21 protein-coding genes are annotated in these 20,109 nt (G+C 64.6%); 8 read left to right on the top strand and 13 right to left on the bottom strand.

Annotated features, from left to right (window positions below):
- Window positions 1-3 precede the first annotated feature (3 nt).
- Entirely contained in the window at window positions 4-822 is an 819-nt protein-coding gene (locus tag ACVINW_RS22225) for a formate/nitrite transporter family protein (protein WP_050403146.1), read from the bottom strand.
- Window positions 823-1,403: 581 nt separating this feature from the next.
- Here ACVINW_RS22225 and ACVINW_RS22220 point away from each other — a divergent pair.
- Window positions 1,404-2,735 (top strand): IS1182 family transposase, encoded by a 1,332-nt coding sequence (locus tag ACVINW_RS22220; RefSeq protein ID WP_456756347.1) that lies wholly within the window; start codon window positions 1,404-1,406, stop codon window positions 2,733-2,735.
- Window positions 2,736-2,876: 141 nt separating this feature from the next.
- On the opposite strand, the gene ACVINW_RS22215 is transcribed toward ACVINW_RS22220, so the two are convergent.
- From ACVINW_RS22215 to ACVINW_RS22200, 4 genes are all read right to left on the bottom strand, one after another.
- Window positions 2,877-3,623 carry a transporter substrate-binding domain-containing protein gene (locus ACVINW_RS22215; RefSeq protein WP_456753260.1) on the bottom strand — a complete coding sequence of 249 codons (747 nt, stop codon included), beginning with the start codon at window positions 3,621-3,623 and terminating at the stop codon, window positions 2,877-2,879.
- A gap of 155 nt (window positions 3,624-3,778) precedes the next feature.
- Window positions 3,779-4,204 carry a DUF4399 domain-containing protein gene (locus ACVINW_RS22210; protein ID WP_456753259.1) on the bottom strand — a complete coding sequence of 142 codons (426 nt, stop codon included), beginning with the start codon at window positions 4,202-4,204 and terminating at the stop codon, window positions 3,779-3,781.
- A gap of 37 nt (window positions 4,205-4,241) precedes the next feature.
- On the bottom strand, window positions 4,242-5,765 hold the full coding sequence (locus ACVINW_RS22205) for an SUMF1/EgtB/PvdO family nonheme iron enzyme (RefSeq protein WP_456753258.1): 1,524 nt from the start codon (window positions 5,763-5,765) through the stop codon (window positions 4,242-4,244).
- 191 nt (window positions 5,766-5,956) lie between these two features.
- Window positions 5,957-7,171, bottom strand: coding sequence for an MFS transporter (locus ACVINW_RS22200; protein ID WP_456753257.1), 1,215 nt, complete (start codon window positions 7,169-7,171; stop codon window positions 5,957-5,959).
- Between the two features lie 74 nt (window positions 7,172-7,245).
- Here ACVINW_RS22200 and ACVINW_RS22195 point away from each other — a divergent pair, with 74 nt between their 5' ends.
- Window positions 7,246-8,058 carry an AraC family transcriptional regulator gene (locus ACVINW_RS22195; RefSeq protein ID WP_456753256.1) on the top strand — a complete coding sequence of 271 codons (813 nt, stop codon included), beginning with the start codon at window positions 7,246-7,248 and terminating at the stop codon, window positions 8,056-8,058.
- A gap of 158 nt (window positions 8,059-8,216) precedes the next feature.
- A complete protein-coding gene (locus ACVINW_RS22190; RefSeq protein WP_456753255.1) occupies window positions 8,217-9,569 on the top strand; it encodes a malonyl-CoA decarboxylase in 1,353 nt (450 codons plus the stop codon).
- Window positions 9,570-9,833: 264 nt separating this feature from the next.
- Here ACVINW_RS22190 and ACVINW_RS22185 read toward each other — a convergent pair whose 3' ends face one another.
- Window positions 9,834-10,886 carry a hypothetical protein gene (locus ACVINW_RS22185; RefSeq protein ID WP_456753254.1) on the bottom strand — a complete coding sequence of 351 codons (1,053 nt, stop codon included), beginning with the start codon at window positions 10,884-10,886 and terminating at the stop codon, window positions 9,834-9,836.
- 195 nt (window positions 10,887-11,081) lie between these two features.
- On the opposite strand from ACVINW_RS22185, the gene ACVINW_RS22180 reads away from it, so the two are divergent.
- From ACVINW_RS22180 to ACVINW_RS22170, 3 genes are all read left to right on the top strand, one after another.
- Window positions 11,082-11,303, top strand: coding sequence for a hypothetical protein (locus ACVINW_RS22180; protein ID WP_456753253.1), 222 nt, complete (start codon window positions 11,082-11,084; stop codon window positions 11,301-11,303).
- Window positions 11,304-11,522: 219 nt separating this feature from the next.
- Window positions 11,523-12,290, top strand: a complete 768-nt coding sequence (locus ACVINW_RS22175) for an outer membrane protein (RefSeq protein ID WP_456753252.1) — start codon at window positions 11,523-11,525, stop codon at window positions 12,288-12,290.
- A gap of 54 nt (window positions 12,291-12,344) precedes the next feature.
- Complete coding sequence (locus ACVINW_RS22170; RefSeq protein WP_456753251.1) at window positions 12,345-12,650, top strand: hypothetical protein; 306 nt, start codon at window positions 12,345-12,347, stop codon at window positions 12,648-12,650.
- 73 nt (window positions 12,651-12,723) lie between these two features.
- Here ACVINW_RS22170 and ACVINW_RS22165 read toward each other — a convergent pair whose 3' ends face one another.
- The 7 genes from ACVINW_RS22165 to ACVINW_RS22135 all read right to left on the bottom strand — a co-directional run bounded on the left by ACVINW_RS22165 (window position 12,724) and on the right by ACVINW_RS22135 (window position 18,614).
- On the bottom strand, window positions 12,724-13,893 hold the full coding sequence (locus tag ACVINW_RS22165; RefSeq protein WP_456753250.1) for a mandelate racemase/muconate lactonizing enzyme family protein: 1,170 nt from the start codon (window positions 13,891-13,893) through the stop codon (window positions 12,724-12,726).
- Window positions 13,894-14,024: 131 nt separating this feature from the next.
- Window positions 14,025-14,288, bottom strand: coding sequence for a DUF3297 family protein (locus tag ACVINW_RS22160; RefSeq protein WP_456753249.1), 264 nt, complete (start codon window positions 14,286-14,288; stop codon window positions 14,025-14,027).
- Entirely contained in the window at window positions 14,285-14,761 is a 477-nt protein-coding gene (locus tag ACVINW_RS22155; RefSeq protein WP_456753248.1) for a glutathione peroxidase, read from the bottom strand. The genes ACVINW_RS22160 and ACVINW_RS22155 overlap by 4 nt, the downstream gene beginning before the upstream one ends.
- Before the next feature lies 1 nt (window position 14,762).
- The gene (locus tag ACVINW_RS22150) at window positions 14,763-16,154 is read right to left on the bottom strand and encodes an amidase family protein (RefSeq protein WP_456753247.1); all 1,392 of its coding nucleotides are present in this window, start codon (window positions 16,152-16,154) and stop codon (window positions 14,763-14,765) included.
- Window positions 16,155-16,226: 72 nt separating this feature from the next.
- Entirely contained in the window at window positions 16,227-16,796 is a 570-nt protein-coding gene (locus ACVINW_RS22145) for a c-type cytochrome (RefSeq protein WP_456753246.1), read from the bottom strand.
- Window positions 16,797-16,914: 118 nt separating this feature from the next.
- Window positions 16,915-18,189, bottom strand: coding sequence for a PQQ-dependent sugar dehydrogenase (locus tag ACVINW_RS22140; RefSeq protein WP_456753245.1), 1,275 nt, complete (start codon window positions 18,187-18,189; stop codon window positions 16,915-16,917).
- 167 nt (window positions 18,190-18,356) lie between these two features.
- Entirely contained in the window at window positions 18,357-18,614 is a 258-nt protein-coding gene (locus tag ACVINW_RS22135) for a DUF6894 family protein (protein ID WP_212021861.1), read from the bottom strand.
- A 324-nt stretch (window positions 18,615-18,938) separates the two neighbouring features.
- Between ACVINW_RS22135 and pqqA the strand changes: the two genes are divergently transcribed.
- Both pqqA and pqqB read left to right on the top strand, forming a co-directional pair.
- Entirely contained in the window at window positions 18,939-19,019 is an 81-nt protein-coding gene (pqqA, locus tag ACVINW_RS22130; protein ID WP_035635412.1) for a pyrroloquinoline quinone precursor peptide PqqA, read from the top strand.
- A gap of 145 nt (window positions 19,020-19,164) precedes the next feature.
- Complete coding sequence (gene pqqB, locus ACVINW_RS22125) at window positions 19,165-20,094, top strand: pyrroloquinoline quinone biosynthesis protein PqqB (RefSeq protein WP_456753244.1); 930 nt, start codon at window positions 19,165-19,167, stop codon at window positions 20,092-20,094.
- The last annotated feature ends 15 nt before the right edge of the window (window positions 20,095-20,109 follow it).

The raw sequence follows: 20,109 nt of genomic DNA, 5'->3' as shown, positions 1-20,109 counted from the left end.
GGATCAAGCCGCGAGACGCTGGCGCTTCGGCGCCGTCTTCACATGCGTGGTGTAGAGCGTCAGCCCGGTGAAGGCGAGGCCGCCGGCGAGGTTGCCGAGCACGGTCGGGATCTCGTTCCAGATCAGGTAGTCCATGATCGAGAACTTGGCATGCAGCATCAGTCCCGACGGGAACAGGAACATGTTCACCACCGAATGCTCGAACACCATGTAGAAGAACACCAGGATCGGCATCCACATCGCGATGACCTTGCCGGGCACTGTGGTCGAGATCATGGCGCCGACCACGCCCGTGGAGACCATCCAGTTGCAGAGCATGCCGCGGATAAACAGCGTCGCCATGCCCGCCGCGCCGTGCGCCGCGTAGCCCAGCGTTCGCGCCTCACCGACATTGCCGATGGTCATGCCGACCTTGTCGGGCTCCTGCGTGAAGCCGAAGGTGGTCACGAACGCCATCATGAACGCCACCGTGAGCGCGCCGGCGAAATTGCCGATGAAGACGAGGCCCCAGTTGCGCAGCACGCCGCCGAGCGTGACGCCGGGGCGCTTGTCGAGCAGCGCGAGCGGCGAGAGCACGAACACGCCGGTCAGGAGATCGAAGCCCAGCAAATAGAGCATCACGAAGCCGACCGGAAACAGCAACGCGCCGACCAGCGGCTGCCCGGTGTTGACGTTGATCGTCACGGCGAACCAGGCGGCCAGCGCGAGGATCGCACCGGCCATGTAGGCGCGGATCACGGTGTCGCGCGTCGACATGAAGATCTTGGATTCACCGGCGTCCACCATCTTGGTGACGAATTCGGACGGTGCGAGATAGGCCATTCGTAAAGTCCCCTTGCGCAATTCGGCCGCGCCGGTTGCCTGCCGGAAGCGACGCGGGTGGGTTGAAATGCTCGTCCGTCCGGGGAGATGGGGCTTGAACGATTGCTCGCGGCGCCCGGGCCGGGCGCCTTGGTCCCCTCGCCGCGGCCAGCGCTGGCTTCGGCAATCCGGAGAACGGCAGTCGTCGTTGACTGCTAGAACCAAAAGCAATGGATATGCCAACCGCAGGGAGCGCCGGCCGGTCATAAAACTTACGTTAATCCAATGACTTAGATAGACCGAACGGGAACCGGCCGGCGCAATGGCGCAGAATTATGCAGCATGCCCAGATGTCGCCCAAGCCGAATGCGCCACTCTCTCCCCGTCATCCTGAGGAGCGCCAACGGGTCCGCGCAAAGCGCGGCCCGATGACAGGCTCCGCGCGTCTCGAAGGATGCACGGCCCGGCTGGTGGCCGTCGATCCTTCGAGGCTCGCTGCGCTCGCACCTCAGAGGGTGTGATTTTTTTGGGGTTTCAGCGAGCATTATAGCCGAAAGCCGGCGCGGTGTGATTCTCTGGCGATGATGGATTCGCGGGAGGTGATGTTGGCTGCCGATGAGTTGTTTGGGGACCTGCCGGAGCAGGCGAAGCCATCAGTCGAAGCGGGCTTGCCCGGCGCTCCGCGGCTGCGTGAGCCCCAGCGCGACCAGATTGCGCTGCGAGCGGTTGATATTGAGAGCCTGATCGGGGAAGACCATCCGGTGCGGCTGATCTGGTCTTATGTCGAAGAGCTTGATCTGAGTGAGTTGGAGGACCGGATCAAGGCTCGCGGCGATCGTCCCGGTCACCCCGCGACCTCGCCCCGGCTTTTGCTGGCGCTGTGGCTCTATGCCGCCAGCGAAGGCGTTGGCAGCGCGCGGGCGTTGGAGCGGCTGTGCGAGAGCCACGATGCCTATCGCTGGCTGTGCGGCGGGGTGTCGGTGAACTATCACCTGCTGGCGGACTTCCGGGTCGGCAACGCCGATCTGCTTGACCGACTGCTCAGTGAGCATCTGGCAGCGTTGGCAAAGGCCGGTCTCGTCGATCTGGAGACCTTGGCGCAGGATGGCATGCGGGTCCGGGCCAGCGCCGGGGCGGCCTCGTTCCGGCGCGAGGCGACGCTGGATAAGCATTTGGCGCAGGCTGAGGCCGTGGTGGAAGACCTCAAGCGCGAGGTCGACACACGCTCGGACGCCAGCAATAAGCGTGCCCGGGCAGCCAAGGAGCGGGCCGCGCGGGAACGCAGCGCGCGGGTGAAGGCGGCGCAGACGGCGCTCGCCGAGATCAAGCAGCAGCGCAAGGAGCGCGAAGAAAGTCGCGGCAACGGCAAGACGCCGAAGGAGCCGCGGGCCTCCACGACGGACGCCTATGCACGGGTCATGAAGATGGCGAACGGCGGCTTCCGCCCCGCCTACAACGTGCAGGTGACGAGCGTGGCCGGCGAGCAGATCGTCGTCGACACCAGAATTTGCAACATCGGATCCGATCGCGGCCTGATGCGTCCCATGCTGGAGCGGCAGCGTGCGCGGCCCGGAGGGTTGCCCAAGGACCATCTCGTCGATGGCGGCTTTGGCAGTGCCGAGGACATCGAATGGGCCTATGCCGAGGGCATCGATATCTTTTGTCCGCCCACTCAATCCAAGCACGGTACCGATCCCTATCTACCGCGGCGCGGCGACGGTCCGGGGGTGTTGGCCTGGCGTGCGCGAATGGCGAGCAAAGAGGGCAAGGCCCGATACAGGTCCCGGTCGATCTGCGAGTGCATCCATGCCCGCTGGCGCAATTGGGACCTGCGGCAATTGACCGTGCGCGGCATCGAAAAGGTCCGTGCCGTCGTGCTCTGGTACGCCCTCGTCAACAACATCCTGCAAGGCAACCGCCTCTCCAGAGCCTAAACAACGGGTCATCGCCGAACTCGAACTCAAACCTGCCAATTGCTGCGACGAACAGCCGCCAAAAACTCCGCAGGAGCCGAATCCGTCACAAGCTCTCAGGATGACGGGGAGGGAGGTCAGGCAGGGTCGATACGCGCCGGCCTACTTCACCTCGGTGCGAACCGGCGTGTCCTTCAGGCCGTTGTTGTCGTAGGCCCTGCGCAGCGTGCCGTTGGCGATCGCTTCCGTCATGAATTTGCTGACGAACGCCGCCGCGAGCGGATGGTCGAGCGGGACGGCGACCGCGGTGACGGTCTGCTTGAAGGTCTCGTCGAGAACGCAGGAGCCCGGAATCTTCTTCGCCATCGCAAGGAGCTGATCGCGCGACAGCGCGAAGGCGTCCACCTCGCCATTCTCCAACAGATGGAAGATCTCGTCATAGGTCTGATAGCCCGTGACCTTGGCATGTTTGAGATGGGCGATCGCGCCGCGCATCGTCGTGGTGTTGTTGACGGCAGCGACCTTGACGCCGTCCTGGTCGAGGCTTGCAAAATTGGTGATCTTCGAGCCCGGCCTGACGATGTAGGTGGCGTCGGCGACCTCGTAGATCGGCCCGAACGTCATCCTGGTTTCGCGCTCGGGATCCCTCGGCAGGAAGGTGACGTCCCAAGTGTTCTTCGCCGCGGCGTCGGTGATTTGGCCGGAGTTCTGGTGCACGACATATTCGACGGGAACGCCGAGCTGCGCCGCCATCTCGCGGCCGAGATCGACGGGAACGCCGGCATAGCCGTTGTCGGTTTTGGTCGACCAGAAGGCGCCGCCCGCCGGACTGATCGCGATCGCGACCCGGAGCTTGCCGGTCGGTGCGATCTGATCCTTCAGGGCGTCGGCATTTGCGGATGTGGCCATCACAATCACTCCCAGAACGAGACCGGCCAGACGCAGCAGTCGAGACAACATCGGACGTCCTCCACGCCGGTCTTGCCGTCCGGCCGGCGCGCACCAAACCGCACGGCGCCGCCCTGTGCAAGCGCCGGTCTCGCAACGGAGCTATCCGTATCGGCCTATTTGACCCGGATCGTGATCTTCTCGGAGACGACCGGCGGGTTGAAGGGATAATGCTTGGCATCACCCAGCACCAGCTGGAGCGTGTGCTTGCCGGGCGCGAGATCGAGCTGCGTCTCGGTCTGGCCCGCGCCGAAGTGCTGATGCGACTTGTCCGACGGGATCGGCTCGTTCGGATTGAGCGGCTCATCGACATCGATCAGCAGATGGTGATGGCCGCTGTTCGGATAGTCGTCGCCGGCATGGGTGACACCCATGTTGTGCAGCCCGAAGCGGCACACGAACGAGCCCTTGAGAACAGCGCCGTTGCGCGGCCAGATGAAGTACAGTTTGGCGTCCTTGCCCGCCGGCTTGTTTTGCGCGACGGCGGGAGCAGCGAGCAACGCCAGTGCCGCAGCGAGCATGATCAGGCCTGCACGTCTCATAGCCCCTCCATGAAGCCCGGCGATCGCGGATGACCGCTCAGGGCGACAGCGCAACCCGGAAACCGTGGGTCGGGTAGCGCACATTGGTGTCGTAATTGTCGCGATTGGCCGGGCGCACATAGCGCGCGTCATTCTTCCAGGAGCCGGAGCGGATGACATGGGAGCCGCAATCGCCGCCGGTCCAGACCGCGCCGTCGTCCGGCGCGCCCTGGTAATTCCTGTGCCAGCAATCCTCGACCCATTGATCGACCCCGCCGCCCATGTCGTAGAGACCGAACGGATTCGGCTTGAAGCTGCCGACCTTGACCGGCTGTTCGGCGGCAGCATCACCGCCGCAATCCTTGCAGCCGGCATGGCCCGGCTGCATCTGGTCGCCCCACCAGTATTTCGACTGGGTTCCGCCGCGCGCCGCGTACTCCCATTCGGCTTCGCTCGGAAGCCGATACGGCTTCTTGGTTCGCTCGGCGAGCCAGGCGACATATTGCTTCGCATCGCTCCAGCTCACATTGGTGACCGGAACATCGTCCTTGCCGCCGGCCGTGACGCCGCAAGCCTTGGCCGCCGCGCAGGCATTCCACTCCCGCACGGTGACCGGATATTTGCCCATCGCGAACGGCTTCACCGCCACCTTGCGGATCGGCCGCTCCGACGGGTCGTCATTGCTGCCCATCGAGAAGCTGCCGCCCTTGAGCGACACCATCTCGGGTTCCGGCAACTCTGGGGTGGGGCTCGCGGATGGCGCAGGTTGCGGCGAGGCCTGCTGCACCGGTGCTGCCGGAACCGGGCTTGAACTCTGGCTCGGTGCCGGTGCCGGCTGCTGCACGGCAGGCGATGCCGCCGATGACGGCGGCGCCTTCGCCAGGTCGACCAGCTTGCTGCGCGGTTGCGCGAGCAGGTACCACAGCGCGCCGCCGGCGATGATCGCGATCGCCAGCCCGAGCAGCGTCAGCAGGATGGACTCGCGGCGCCGCCGTGTCCTCTGGTAGGCGGCGGCGTCCGGCAGCACGCGGTAGACCCGGATCGGATCGGTGATGTTCTTCACCTTCTTGTCGCCGAGCGATTCGTAGCCGCAGACCATCTTGTGCTTGATCTGCTCGTAGATGCCGCCGGAGATGAAGACGTCGCCTGGCGCGGCGATCCCTTCCAGCCGCGAGGCCACGTTGACGCCGTCGCCATAGATATCGTCGGACTCGATGATAATGTCGCCGAGGTTGACGCCGATCCGGTACTCGATCCACTGATCCCGCGCGATCGCCGCGTTGCGGCCGATCATGTTCTGCTGGATCACGATGCTGCACCGGACCGCCTCGACCGGGCTGTCGAACATCGCGATGAAGCCGTCGCCGGTGGTCTTGATCAGCTTGCCATGGTGCTCGGCAATGGTGGGCTCGATCAGATCGCGCTCGGTCCGCTTGACGCGGGTGTGGGTGCCCTCTTCATCGAGTTGCATCAGCCGGCTGTAGCCGGCGATGTCGCCGACGACGATCGCGGCGAGCCGCCGCGGCACGGCATCGCGGGGAGGCTGTGGACGGCCTGACTTGAAGTCGCGAATCTCTCCCATGGCGCTCCGGCTGCTCCACACATGCGTGCTCGCGGCGCAACCGGCGCCTTGTGCCCGAGGCACGGCCAAACCTACCACATCTGCGGTTCGGGACAAAGTTCGTGAAGCGTGACCAGGTCACGGATTGCCGTGCCTCCGCGGCCGGGCAGGCGCGGATCGTCTCGGCGGTAACCGCCGCAAAACGCCCGGTATCAGCCCCCTGGCGTGGCGGGCGTGCGGATCTCGCGCGGCAGGATGATCGCAGCCGCAATCGCCAGCAGGCACAGCGCGGCGAAGGCTCGCAGCATCATCGAAAAGCCGCCCTGGTCGTAGAGCCAGGCCACCAGGCCGACCGACGCGCCCGCCGCTGTGAAGCCGACGAAATAGCGCACCGCATAGGCGCGCGAGCGCCATTCCTCGGTCGTGTACTTGCCGACCATCGCGTCGTTCACCGTCACCTGGCCGAACGCGCCCATCACGATGCCGATCGAAACCACGATCAGCGGCAGGTTGGACAGGCTCGCGGCGAGATAGAGGAACGGTGCCAGCATGAACGACAGCGGCAGCGCCACCGTCTTCAGCGAATGCCGGTCGAGCAGCTTGCCGATCGTGTACTGCGTCATCGCGCCGAACACATAGACCCCGGCCGCGATCACCCCGAGCAGCGCCGGGCTCTTGGTCAGGTCCGCGAGCCGTTCGGCGAACAGCTTTGGCAGCGCCACCGTCACCGCGTTGAACGTGGTCGAGATCGCGATCACCACGATCAAGAGCGACAGCACCACCCGCCACATGTCCTCCTTGGCGACGCGCACCTGCGCGGCCGCCTGCCTGGAGCCCTTGCGATCCTCATGCACCACCGTCATCGCAAAGGCGATGCCGATCAGCACGGTGACCGTGCCCGGCACGATGAAGGCCCAGCGCCAGCCGAGATACTGGCCGATCACGCCGGTGACCAGCGCCGACGAGGCAACCCCGAGATTGCCCCAGACGCCGTTGATCCCCATCTGGGCGCCGAGCTTCTCGGCATAGGACACGATCATCGCGGTGCCGACCGGATGGTAGATCGAGGCGAAGATGCCGATCGAAAGCAACGCGGCGCCGAGTTGCAGCGGCGCCTGCACGAAGCCGACCGAGATCATCGACAGGCCGATGCCGACGAAGAAGATCACCATCATGTGGCGGCGGCTCCAGCGATCGCCGAGCCAGCCGGTAATGAGCGAGCCGGCGCCGAAGGCGACGAAGCCGGGCGTCGCGTAGGGCAGCAGTTCCGAATAGGCCATGCCGAGCGCCGGTCCCATGATGATGACGGCGGCGGCGAAAATCAGCATCGCGTAGTGGTCGATGAAATGGCCGGCGTTGACGAAGCTGATCACCCGGCTCGGACTGTTGCTCGGGCTATTCCTTGGGCTATTCCCTGGACCACTCATGGACACGTCTCTCACGCGATTCTTCAATTGCTCGGAAATAGGTTATAGGTGCTTGTCCTGACGGGATGTCGCCAATGACTATCGCCGAACCGCCAATCAGAGCCCTCCACGACGACCGGCGCGTCACCGGTGATGGCGTCCACATGGTCGCGCGCAACTACCGCAAGGGCGTCCGGCTCGATCCGCACATGCATCGCGAGGCGCAGCTGGTCTATGCCGCCTCCGGCACCATGCAGGTGACCACGCCTAAGGGCCGCTGGCTGGTACCGCCGGACCGCGCGGTGTGGGTCCCTGCCCTGCTGCCGCACGCAATCGACGTGCTCGCCGACATCGAGATGCGGACGCTGTATTTCGACCAGGCCTGGCTCGCGCGCGAGCGGCGCAGCGACAGTCTCGGCCATGAATTCGTGGTGCGGGTGTCGCCGCTGGTGCACCAGGCGATCCTCGCGCTGTTCGATACATCCTGCGGACGCGAGCGCACCGAGCTGTTGATCAGGCTGGTGATGCTGGAGCTGCACCAGGCCGAGGATTCCGCAACCTTCATCCCGCTGCCGCAGGAGCCGCGCTGCCGCCGCGCCGCCGACATCGTGCTGGCCGATCCGACGGGGGATCACGAGATCGATGCGCTGGCACGCGCCGTCGGCACCTCGGCGCGGACGTTGTCGCGGCTGTTCTCGCTGGAGACGCAACTGTCCTTCAAGAGCTGGTGCCAGCGCGCGCGCATCGCGGCCGCGATCGAACGGCTATCGACCGACGCCAATGTCTCGGTCAAGCAGGTCGCCTCCGACCTCGGTTATGCCAGCGTGCCGGCATTTTCCCATGCATTCCGCCAGGTCACCGGCAAGACGCCGACCGCATTCGCGGAGAAATCGTGCGAGAAAGCGTGAACCGAAGTTGTCACCGGGCGCAGCGATGACGAATTATACCGCTGTCGCGCTGCGACATATTTCCGTACGATCCATGCGCTTGATTGCAGTCTTCCCGACCTTAAATCCCGTGTAAGGTCCGGCTTCACTGAATACGACCTGCTGGATGCGACCCGCAAATGGCCAATGCCTTCTTCTCCGACCTGCTCTCGACCATCTCCGAACGCGGCCGCGTCCTGCTCGGCCGCGCCAGCCCGGCCAATGACAAGCAGGATGCGTCCGAGCTGCTGGAATTGTGCGAGGCGCTGCTGTCCGGCCGCGGCGAAGCCTCCGGCACCGCGATGGCACGCGAAGTGCTCGACCGCTACCACCATCTCGATGCCGCCGGCCGGCTGTCATTCTTCCAGACGCTGGCGCGCGATTTCGGACCCGATCACGCCCGGCTGGCGCAGGCGATCGACGCCTGGCGCGCCAACGCCAATGGCGACGATGCCAGCGACCTCCATTTCGCCTCCGAGCCGCGCCGTCAGGAACTGATCCGTCGGCTCAACCGCGCGCCCGGCGGCACCGGCGATCTGGTGTCGATCCGCTCGGATCTGCTTTCACTGATGAAGGGCAACAAGGACCTCGCCGCGCTCGATCGCGACGTCGTGCATCTGCTCTCGTCCTGGTTCAACAGGGGATTTCTCGTGCTGCGCAGGATAGACTGGTCGTCGCCGGCCAATATTCTGGAGAAGATCATCCGCTACGAGGCCGTGCATGAGATTCGCGATTGGGACGATCTGCGCCGCCGCATCGATCCGGTGGATCGCCGCTGCTACGCGTTCTTCCATCCGGCGCTGGCCGACGAGCCGCTGATCTTCGTCGAGGTCGCATTGACCGAAGCCATTCCGGGCGCGATCGCGCCGCTGCTTGCCGAAGAGCGCGAGCCGGTGCCGGTCGAGAAGGCCCGCACTGCGGTGTTCTACTCGATCTCCAACACCCAGCGTGGGCTCGGCGGCATCTCGTTCGGCAGCTTCCTGATCAAGCAGGTGGTTGAAGAGCTGCGGCGCGAATTGCCCAAGCTCGAAAATTTCGTCACGCTGTCGCCGGTGCCGGGCTTCATGCAGTGGGTCAAGCAGGCCGACGACGTGCCGCTCACCGACGAGGATCGCCAGTTGCTGGAGAGCCTCGGCAAGCCGGACTGGTTCGAGAACGCCGAGCTCGCCGCGCAGCTGCGCGGGGTGCTGGAGCCGCTCGCCGCCTACTACTTCCTGAAGGCGCGCACGCCGAAGGGCCGGCAGATCGATTCGGTCGCCCGCTTCCATCTCGGCAATGGCGCGCGGCTGGAGCGGATCAATTGGCTCGGCGATCTCTCGCCCAAAGGACTGCGCGAATCCGCCGGCGTGATGGTCAACTACCTCTACCGTCTCGACGACATCGAGAAGAACCACGAGGCCTACGCCAACAACGGCGAGGTGATCGCCTCGAGCGCGGTGAAGAAGCTGTTGAAGGGCGATGGCCGGCGGCTGCTGGACAGGCGGCTGGGGTAAGACGCTCCCTTCCCGTCATTGCAACGACGACTGGGAGCTTTCCAACCCCGTCATCCTGAGGAGCGGCCTCTTGGCCGCGTCTCGAAGGATGCACGGCCCGGCCGGTGGCCGTCGATCCTTCGAGACGCCGCTTCGCGGCTCCTCAGGATGACGGGCAGTGTTCGGCGCCTTGGCTTCGGATTGATGTCCTACTTCATGCCGAGCTCGATATTCTCGAAGCGTTGTGGGAATTCCGATTGTAGCGGTTCTAATGAGTGACCGGCATCACGCAGTCGCGGATCGCGGCCGCAGCCCGGCCGGCAGATGCGCGTCGATCCAGGCCGTGATCGTACGCTCGTTGCGATGGTAGAGCAGGCCTGCGGCGATCACGGCAATTCCGATCAGCGACAGCGAGAACGGGAACCACAGCGAGTCCTTGAACACGACGTCGGCGAGATGGCCGAGATAGAGACAGATGCCGAACGCGCCGAACACCGCATAGGCACGCCGCATCAGGATCACGGCGATCATGACGAGACCGACATTGAGCAGGCAATAGACCGCCTTGCTGAGTTCGGTCGAGCCTTCGGAGGCGCTGATGCCGCCCCAGAACGCCATCAGGCCGAACAGATGCAGCCAGAACGCAAAGTCGCCGTTGCGGCTGCGATAGTCGACGATCCACGCCACCGCGAGCACGGCAAGACCGAACCAGACCGACACCCGGCGCCGCATTTCGAAATCGGCATAGGCGGTGCCGCTGAACCACGGCGCCAGATCCATCGACATGAACCACAGCGCAACCGAGATGATCGCGACGATGAAAGCGAAGCGATAGGAGCGCAGCGCAACGATGCCGGCGGCGACGGTGGCGGTCTCCATGAAGATCCAGCTGCCCTTCACCCAGACGTAGAAGTCCTGCACGGTTCCGGGCTTGCCGAACTTGCCCCACCAGCCGAGTTCGTCCTGAATGCCATACACCGCGAGCGGCGCCATCGAGACCGCGATCGCGATCAGCAGGCCGCCGGGAACCCGCAGATTCCTGTCGTGCCAGAGGTGGTGCCCTGCCACGGCGAAACCGACCGCGTAGGCGATCGCGCAGGCCGTGAGCGCCCGGCCGCCCATCTGGGTGAAGGCCAACGTCGAGAACAGGCCCATGGCGCCGATCACGATCAGCGCACCGGCGTACCAGAGCACGTGGGCGGCATCGAATTTGGCGGCCGGGCTGGCCTCGCTGGCCGAGCTGCTGCACGCCAGGAAGGCCAGCAGGCGGTCCAAGTCGGCGGCGCTGATCACCCCGGCATCGGCGGCGTCCCGGAGATCCTTGGCTGAGTATGGCATGCGGCTATCCTTGCGGCCGGTTTCTGCGCCCTCCCCGGATGATCCGGAAGGCGCCTTCCCAAATGAGTATACGTAAATATGAGCAACGTTCAATAATTAATTGAGCGACGCTCAAAATTTTTGGCGAGCGGGACATGTTCCGGGACCCGCCGCCGCCGGGTGCCCGGGCCGCCCGCGCCAACCGGATCAGCATGAATGGCCGCTATCGCCTCGACGACATTGGGAGAGATGCACGACGAGCGTCTCGACAATGCCGGCATGATCATCGCGCGTGCGGTGAACAAGATGTGCGAGAGCGAAGACGGTCGATGCTCGACCTGCGACCGGGGTCAACGCGAACGTGCTTCGCTGGCCCCCACATGTCCGAAGCTTGTCTCGAACATTGCGCTTTGCTGCTGGCGACAACGATCAGATTGACTGATCTCAACGCAGCCGACGACGTGCGCAGAATTCACGACAGCAATCGCAAGCCTCGAAGTCGATTCCTGACACCGCGCTGACATCGCAAGCACGCGCGACGCGAAACAGTTTCACAATCCGACATTCATCGAGCTTGCGACAATTTCACGATACATCGACAGCGCTTTTCGTATGCTCGCCTGCGGGGTTGGTCGTGTAACCGCAGGGGACTTCATCATGAAAAAAATTCTGCTCGGCATTGCCGGCCTCGCAGCAATCGGCACGCCGGCCTTTGCAGCCGATCTCGCTCCGCGCACCTATATGCCGACCAAGGCGCCAGCGCTGGTCTCGCCCGCCTACGATTGGAGCGGCTTCTACATCGGCCTCAACGGCGGCGGTGGATGGGACAGGAATTGCTGGAACAACACGGCTCTGTTCGGCACGCCGGTGAGCCCAAGCGTCGGCGAAGGTTGCGCGAGCAATTCGGGCGGCACGGTCGGCGGTCAGATCGGCTATCGCTGGCAGGCTGCATCGTGGGTGTACGGCGTCGAAGCGCAGGGCAACTGGGCCGACATCTCCGGATCGAGCCAGAGCCTGCTGTTTCCCAACATCACCAACCAGACCAAGACCGATGCATTCGGCTTGTTCACCGGTCAGATCGGCTATGCCTGGAACAACGCGCTGCTCTATGTGAAGGGCGGCGCTGCCGTCACCGACAACCAATATTCCGGCTGGTCGAACGCAACCGGCATCGAACTCGGCACGGCCAATGACACGCGCTGGGGCGGCGCCATCGGCGTCGGCTTCGAATACGGCTTCGCACCGAACTGGTCGCTGGCGCTCGAATACGATCATCTCTTCATGGGGACCGGCAATGTCGCCTTCACCGGCGTCGCTCCCGCCAATCTCGGCGTCAATACGCGCAACGAGGACATCAGCCAGGACATCGACCTCGTCACTGCGCGCATCAACTACCGCTTCGGCGCGCCCGGCATCGGGTACTAGCGCGTGAATCCGCAACCGAGATTGCAAGAGACACTGCACGGGAGACGACAAGGAATGCTGAAACTGAAAATGCTGCGCCAAGCGATCCTCGTGGTTGCCGTGGCCTCGATCGCAATGCTTGCCGCCAACGCGGCCTCGGCGCGCGGCTTCCATGGCGGCGGAGGCTTCCATGGCGGCTTCTATCGCGGCGGATTTTATCGCGGCTATGGCTGGGGCTTCGGTCCCGGCTTCTACGGACCCGGCTATTACGGCTATCCGTATTACGGCTATCCCTACGATGGCGGCGGCTGCTACCTCGTCCGGCGCCGCGTGCACACGCGTTACGGCTGGCGCATCCGCACCTTGCGGGTCTGCGACTGACGCGGTCGGCTCAGCGAGGATCGCAAACCTCGCTTGGTGAACAAAGGGAGCGTCGTCGCAGTGACCGCGCTCCCTACTCCGCCAGCGCCTTCATCTCCTTGTAGAGATCCGACTTCCCCTCGAAGCCGATGCCGGGAAGCTCGGGCATCGTGATGTGGCCATTCTCGACGCGCACGCCATCCGGGAAGCCGCCATAGGGCTGGAACAGATCGGGATAGCTCTCATTGCCGCCGAGGCCGAGGCCGGCTGCGATGTTGAGCGACATCTGGTGGCCGCCATGCGGGATGCAGCGGCTCGGCGACCAGCCGTGGGTCTTCAGCACCGCGAGCGTGCGCTGATACTCGCAGAGCCCGTAGGACAGCGCGCAATCGAATTGCAGCCAGTCGCGATCCGGCCGCATGCCGCCGTAGCGGATCAAATTGCGCGCGTCCTGATGGCTGAACAGGTTCTCGCCGGTCGCCATCGGGCCGGGATAGAATTCGGCGAGCGCGGCCTGCAACGCGTAGTCCAAGGGATCGCCGGCCTCCTCGTACCAGAACAGCGGATACTCCCGCAGCATCTTGGCGTAGGCGATCGCGGTCTCCAGATCGAAGCGGCCATTGGCGTCGACGGCGAGCTGCGCGGCGCTGCCGATCTCCTTCAGCACCGCCTCGATGCGCGCACGATCCTCGGCGAGCGGCGCGCCGCCGATCTTCATCTTGACGACATTGTAGCCGCGGTCGAGATAACCGCGCATCTCCTTGCGCAAGCTCCCGAGGTCCTTGCCCGGATAGTAGTAGCCGCCGGCGGCGTAGACGAACACGCGCGGATCGGCGCTGACGCCATGGCGCTCGGCGAGCAATCGGAACAGCGGCTTGCCGGCGATCTTCGCGACTGCGTCCCACACCGCCATGTCGATGGTGCCGACCGCGACCGAGCGCTCGCCATGGCCGCCCGGCTTCTCGTTCGACATCAGCGTCGACCAGATCTTGTCCGGATCGAGATTGTCGCCCGTAGCGTCAAGCAGCGATGTCGGATCGGCTTCCTTGAGGCGCGGCGCAAAGCGCTCGCGGATCAGACCGCCCTGCCCGTAACGGCCGTTGGAATTGAAGCCGTAGCCGACCACGCGCCTGCCGTCGCGCACCACATCGGTGACCACGGCAACCAGGCTCGAGGTCATCTTGGTGAAGTCGATATAGGCGTTGCGGATCGGCGAGGAGATCGGCTTTGTCACCTCGCGGACGTCGACGATACGGACGGACATGCTTGTGCTCTCAAAGTTAGGCTTGCCGCCTCATCGTCATTGCGAGGAGCGAAGCGACGAAGCAATCCATATTTCAACTTGCGGCGCGATGGATTGCTTCGCTTCGCTCGCAATAACGCGGAGGAAGCGCCTCAGGACTTCGCCTTATCCCTAAAATACGGCTCGACCGGGCCGTGCACCTTGATCGTCAGCGGATTGCCGTAACGGTCCTTGGCATTGCCGGCGGTGACCCGCACCCAGCCTTCGCTGATGCAGTACTCCTCGACATTGGTCTTCTCGGCGCCCTTGAAGCGGATGCCGACGTCGCGCGCGAGGATCTCCGCGTTGTAATACGGGCTGTTCGGGTCGACCGAGAGGCGGTCGGGGAATTGGTCGTTGGTGTTGTCGTCGCTCATAGCAGCGCCTCGATGTCCTTCTTCAATCCTTCGGGCCGGGCGGTCGGCGCATGCCGCGCCACGACCTTGCCGGCGCGATCGACCAGGAACTTGGTGAAGTTCCATTTGATCGCCGGCCCGAGCAGGCCCGACTTCTCACGTTTCAGGTGTTCGTACAATGGATGCGCAGCACTGCCATTGACGTCGATCTTGGCGAACATCGGAAACGTCACCGCGTAATTGGTCTCGCAGAAGGTGGCGATCTGCTTCGCATCGCCCGGCTCCTGCGCGCCGAACTGGTTGCAGGGGAAGCCGAGCACGGCAAAGCCGCGCGGCGACAATCCGGCGTACAGTTCCTGGAGGCCCTTGTATTGCGGCGTGAACCCGCAGGCGCTTGCCGTGTTGACGATCAGCAGCACCTGCCCCTCGAATCGCCGCAGCGGCATGTCCTCGCCGGCGAGCGACTTTGCGGTGAAATCGTAGACTGTCGTCACGTTAGGCCACCGGATCAATGGCGGCGGACGGCGTGCCGCCGGCCTCGACCGCCTCGCCCGCGGCAAGGCAGAGGTCCTCGCGGTAGCGGGCGGCGACCAGCTGCACGCCGACCGGAATCCGTCCCACCAAGCCCGTGGAGACGACAAGCCCCGGCAGTCCCATGAAGGGGATCGCGATCTGCGGCAGCTGCGCGTGCCACACCCGCGCGAATGACGCCTCGTCCTTGCGGTCGAGATGATCGGGGAACGGCAGCTCGCCGGAGACCGGCATCAGCAGCACCGGGTATTTGTCGAGGAAGGTAAACCATTCGCGGGTCAGCGTGGCGCGGCGGGTCAGCGCCTGCGACAGGTCGAACGGATGCACCCGGGCGCGCACGCCGCGCAGGCAGGCCAGCGCGCCGGGATCGCCCTCGCGCTCGGCGAAGGCGAGCTGGGCCTCAAAGCCGTCACCGAGCCAGAGCCGGGTCTGGATCTCGGCCGCCTCGCGTAGCGATGGTGTGTCGGCGATCTCCTCGACGATCCAGCCGGCATCGCGCAGGCGCTTGCCGGCATCGGCCACCGCGGCGACCACTTCCGGCACCGGGTTGAGCCCGTCGGGATTGAGACACATCGCAACCCGCTTCTCGCGCGCTGGTCCTTCGAGCGGCACCGGCGCATACCAGGGGTCGCGATAATCCGGCGCCGACATCGCCGCCAGCGAGATGCGCAGGTCGTTGACGGTGCGCGCCAGCGGGCCCGACACCGCGCTGATCTGCGGACCGATCGGACGCTCCGGCAATGCCGCGTTAAAGGCCGGGATACGGCCCAGGCTCGGCCGCAGGCCGTGCACGCCGCAGGCATAGGCCGGATAGCGGATCGAGCCGGCGATGTCGGTGCCGTGCGCGATGTGGCCGATGCCGGCCGCGACCGCGGAGCCCGCGCCGCCCGACGAGCCGCCCGGGGTGATGCCGGGATCGCGCGGGTTCTTGGTGTCGCCGTGAATGAGGTTGGTGGTGAACCAGCGATAGGACACCGCCGGACAATTGGTGCGGCCGAGCAGCACCGCGCCGGCCTTGCGCAGATTGGCGACCACGGGGTTGTCGACCTTGGCGATCAGGTCGCGCTGCGCCTTCAGCCCGTTGGTGGTGGCAAAACCCTCCTGGTCGACATTGACCTTGATGGTGACGGGAACGCCGGCAAGCGGCCCGACCGCCTCGCCGCGCGCAATGGCCGCATCGATCTTGGCCGCCTGCGCCAGCACGTCGTCCGGCCGGTGATCGACCACCGCGTTGAGCTTCGGATTGACCGCGTCGAGCCGGGCCAGCCCGGCCTCGGCGGCTTCCTTCGCCGAGACCTTCTTCGATTTGATGAGGGAGGCGAGCTCGGCCGCCGACAGACGCCAAATATCCTGCATGAGACACTCCGTATGACGCAGGCGTTTTAGCCCCACACGAAGAGCAAGGCCAGCGGGCCGCCGCCTGATGTTTCAGCGGACATGTGCGATGTAATAGGCAAGGTCGCCGATCTGCTCCTTGCTCACCGTCTGCATCACGTCGGCCATGGTGGCGTCGTAGCCGTGGCGGCTGTTGTCCTTGTATTCGGCCAGCGTCTTGGCGAGGTAGTCCTCGCGCTGGTTGGCGATGCGGGGGACGTTGTCCTTGCCGGAAAAATCGGTGTTGTGGCAGCTGTTGCAGCGGTTCTGCTGCGCCAGCGCCTGGCCGCGCGCGATTCTAGCGGGATCGCCGGCATCCGCGGGGGGCGTCGGTTTCGGCAGCGTGGCGATGAAATCGGAGAAGGCGCGCAAATCGTCGTCGGTCATCGGCTTCGCCATCTCGTTCATCGGGTCGAACACCCTGAGCTTCTCGCGAAACATGAAGAGCTGGATCAGCGCATAGGGCGCCTGCTGGCCGCCGAGCGAGGGCGTGTTCTCGGTCTCCGACGTGCCGTGCTCGCCATGGCAGGCAAAGCACGCCGCAGCGCGCTCCTGGATGGTCTCGGCGCCGACAGGAAACGCGATTGAGGCCAATGCCAGCGCTACGGTGATGGTTTTGTACATTGGCTGCTCCCGGCATATTCCGTCATTGCGAGGAGCGAAGCGACGAAGCAATCCATCTCTCCGCACGTGGAAAAATGGATTGCTTCGCTTCGCTCGCAATGACGATGACGACTTTCAATTACTGGTTAGCGACCTTCGGCTTGCCGTAGCTGACGCGATAGACCGCGCCGTTCCAGTCGTCGGAGACCAAAAGCGAGCCGTCCTTCAGCAGCATCACGTCGACCGGGCGGCCGACATATTTGTTGTCCTCGAGGAAGCCGGTCAGGAACGGCTCGACCGACTTCACGGTGCCGTCCTTGTTCAGCCTGACGACGACGACGTCGCCGCCCTGCTTCTGCGACTTGTTCCAGGAGCCGTGGCGCGCGACGAAGATCACGTTCTTGTAGGCCTTCGGGAACATGCTCCCGGTATAGAAGCGCATGCCGAGCGAAGCGGTATGCGGGCCCATCAGGCCGACCGGCGCGGTATAGTCCTTGCAGGACTTACCCCAGCCGAGCTCCTGGTCGATGATGTTGCCCTGCCAGCAATACGGCGCGCCGAAATCCTCGCCCGCCTTGGTGACGCGGTTGAGCTCGTCTTCCGGCACCGTCTCCGACAGCCAGTCGCGGCCGTTATCGGTGAAGTACATCTGCTTGGTCTCGGGATTCCAGTCGAAGCCGACCGAGTTGCGCACGCCGAGCGCGTAGATCTCGGCGCCGGAGCCGTCGAGATTCATGCGGCGGATCTGGCCGTGATCGGCATCATGCAGCACGTTGTTGCCGGGCTGGCCGACCGGGACATAGAGCTTGTTGTCGGGGCCGACGGCGATGAACTTCCAGCCATGCGCCTCGTCCTTCGGCAGCTTGTCGTAGATCACGGTCGGCTTCGGCGGGTTGTCCAGATTGTCCTCGATCTTGTCGATCTTGGAGACCTTCGAGAGTTCGGCGATGTAGAGCGTGCCGTCCTTGAAGGCGACGCCGTTCGGGCGATAGAGGCCGGAGGCGATCACCTTGACCGAGCGTTTGCCGTCCTTGTTGACGATCGCATAGACCTTGTCGACGAGCCGGCTGCCGACGAACACCGTGCCCTTGTCGCCGAGCGCCAGCGAGCGCGCATTGGCCATCCCTGCGGCATAGACCTCGACATTGAAACCGGCCGGCACCTTGAGCTTGGCGAGCGGCAGCTTGTCGGGCGCGGCCGGCAGCGGCGGCGGCGCCACCGGCGCAAGCTTGGCGGCGGCCTCATTGTCCGGACGGCCGATCATGGGCGAGCCCGGCGGCAGCGGCTGCGCGGCAGGCGCGGCACCGGCGGCGGGCGCGGCCGCGGGCTGTTGCGCCGCAGCAGAGAGCGTGAACGCCCCCAGCATGGCCCCCGCCAGCATCAGGCTGCGTGGTGCGAACGAGCGTTTTTTCATGATGATCTCCCCTGGGTGGAAGCCGTTGTTGATTGCGCCATTAATGTGGACCGGCGCGGTTCGGCTTTCCGTTCATAGTCTTGCGAATTTGTCCGGACAATTGCAATCGGAAACATCACTGACATCGGCCAACGCATGGTTGTAGGCGGCGGCCGGGTCAGCGTGCGTCAGTGCCTCGTCATCGAGCGGTCCGGGCGATCCAGCATCGCCTCGGTGAAGGGAAACTCCAGCACGATCTCGCCCTCGTCGTCGGTCACCTCGATGACCGCGCTGAGCAGCGCACCATCGGCCCCCTCGGTCTTGAGCAGCTCGCGAATCATCGCCCGCGCCATCTCCCACGCACGATCAGGATCCCGCAGGATCTCGCCGTCGGGATCGGAAATCAGCTCGTCGCCGATACGGGTATTGAAGAAATAGCGTGGCATCGGCTGAACTCGGCTCGGTTAGTCGCTTCCCGTCGCGGGGAAGCACAATTTAGTCACCAGGACCTTGGGAGGACCGCGGGCCCCTGTTTCTTAATCCAACATCACCATTCACCGTGTGGCGAACAACAGGAAAAAGGTCTGATGGCACCGGGTTTTGACGGGAACGGCGCGCACAAATTTGTGAGTGGGCCGGAATTGCCTTCCGCAGTGCAGCATGCCGCTCCGCAGGGCTCCTTGCGAAAAATTTAAGTGGCGAACTTTTCGAACCGCAGTAGTTTACCCGTTAGGGCGGAAAGTTCGTCCGGTTGCAACAAGGAGAGCCAAATGGCCTGGAAAGCACCGAAGATCGTCGAAGTGTCGGTCGGCATGGAAATCAACATGTATATGTGCGCCACCCGCAAGTAAGCGGCAGCGCCCACTACACGTTTAGCGTTTTAGCGCAGGTGGACATCCGGGCGTAACGCGCTCCCGAACAAGGGAGTGTGTTTCAAAACCGGGGTCCACCTCGTAACGTTTCTGGGTTCGAGAAAAACTCTCCAGGGGACGGATCATGCTTCGTGTCGTCGTCCTGGGTGCCGCGGCGGGTGGCGGCGTTCCGCAGTGGAACTGCGGCTGTGCCGTGTGCAGGACGGCGCGAAGCGACCATCCGGAATTGCAAAGCACGCAAGCCTCGATCGCCGTCAGCGGCGACGGTACGCACTGGTTTCTGGTCAACGCCTCCCCCGATCTGCGCCAGCAATTCACCGCGACGCCGCAACTGCATCCCAAGCCCGGCGCGCTGCGCCACAGCCCGATCGCCGGCGTCATCCTCACCAATGGCGAGATCGATGCGGTCGCCGGGCTGCTGTCGATGCGCGAGGGCTCGCCATTTGCGATCTACGCCCATGAGCGGGTGCTGGCGATCTTGCGCTCCAACAGCATCTTCAACGTGCTGAGCGACAAGAACGTCGCCCGCCTGCCGATCGCGGTCGACCAGGCCTTCGAGCCCACTTTGCCCGACGGATCGCCGTCCGGACTCGAGGTGCTGCCGTTCGAGGTTCCCGGCAAGGGCGCCTGGTATCTCGAGGGCAAGGCGCACCCAGCCGGCGCCGACGGCGTCGGCGATACGCTCGGTCTGCGTATTGCGGACAAGCGCAGCGGCAAATACTTCTACTTCCTGGCCGCCTGCGCCCGGGTGACCGACGACCTGAAAGAACGGCTCAAGGGCGCGCCCCTGGTGTTCTTCGACGGCACGGTGTGGCGCGACGACGAGCTGATCGCGGGGGGGCTTGGCAACAAGACCGGCCAGGGCATGGGACATATCGCGATGTCCGGCGATCAGGGCGCGATCTCAAGCCTCGCCGGGCTCGACATCGGACGAAAAGTGTTTTTGCATATCAACAACTCCAACCCGGTACTGCTTGGGACCTCGGCCGAACGCAAGGCGGCCGAACAGGCGGGCTGGCAGATTCCCTCCGACGGAACGGAGATCGTGCTGTGAATGTGGTGCCCACCA

It is taken from the genome of Bradyrhizobium sp. USDA 4461, from assembly GCF_054055655.1.
This window is presented reverse-complemented; position numbering and strand designations above follow the sequence as displayed.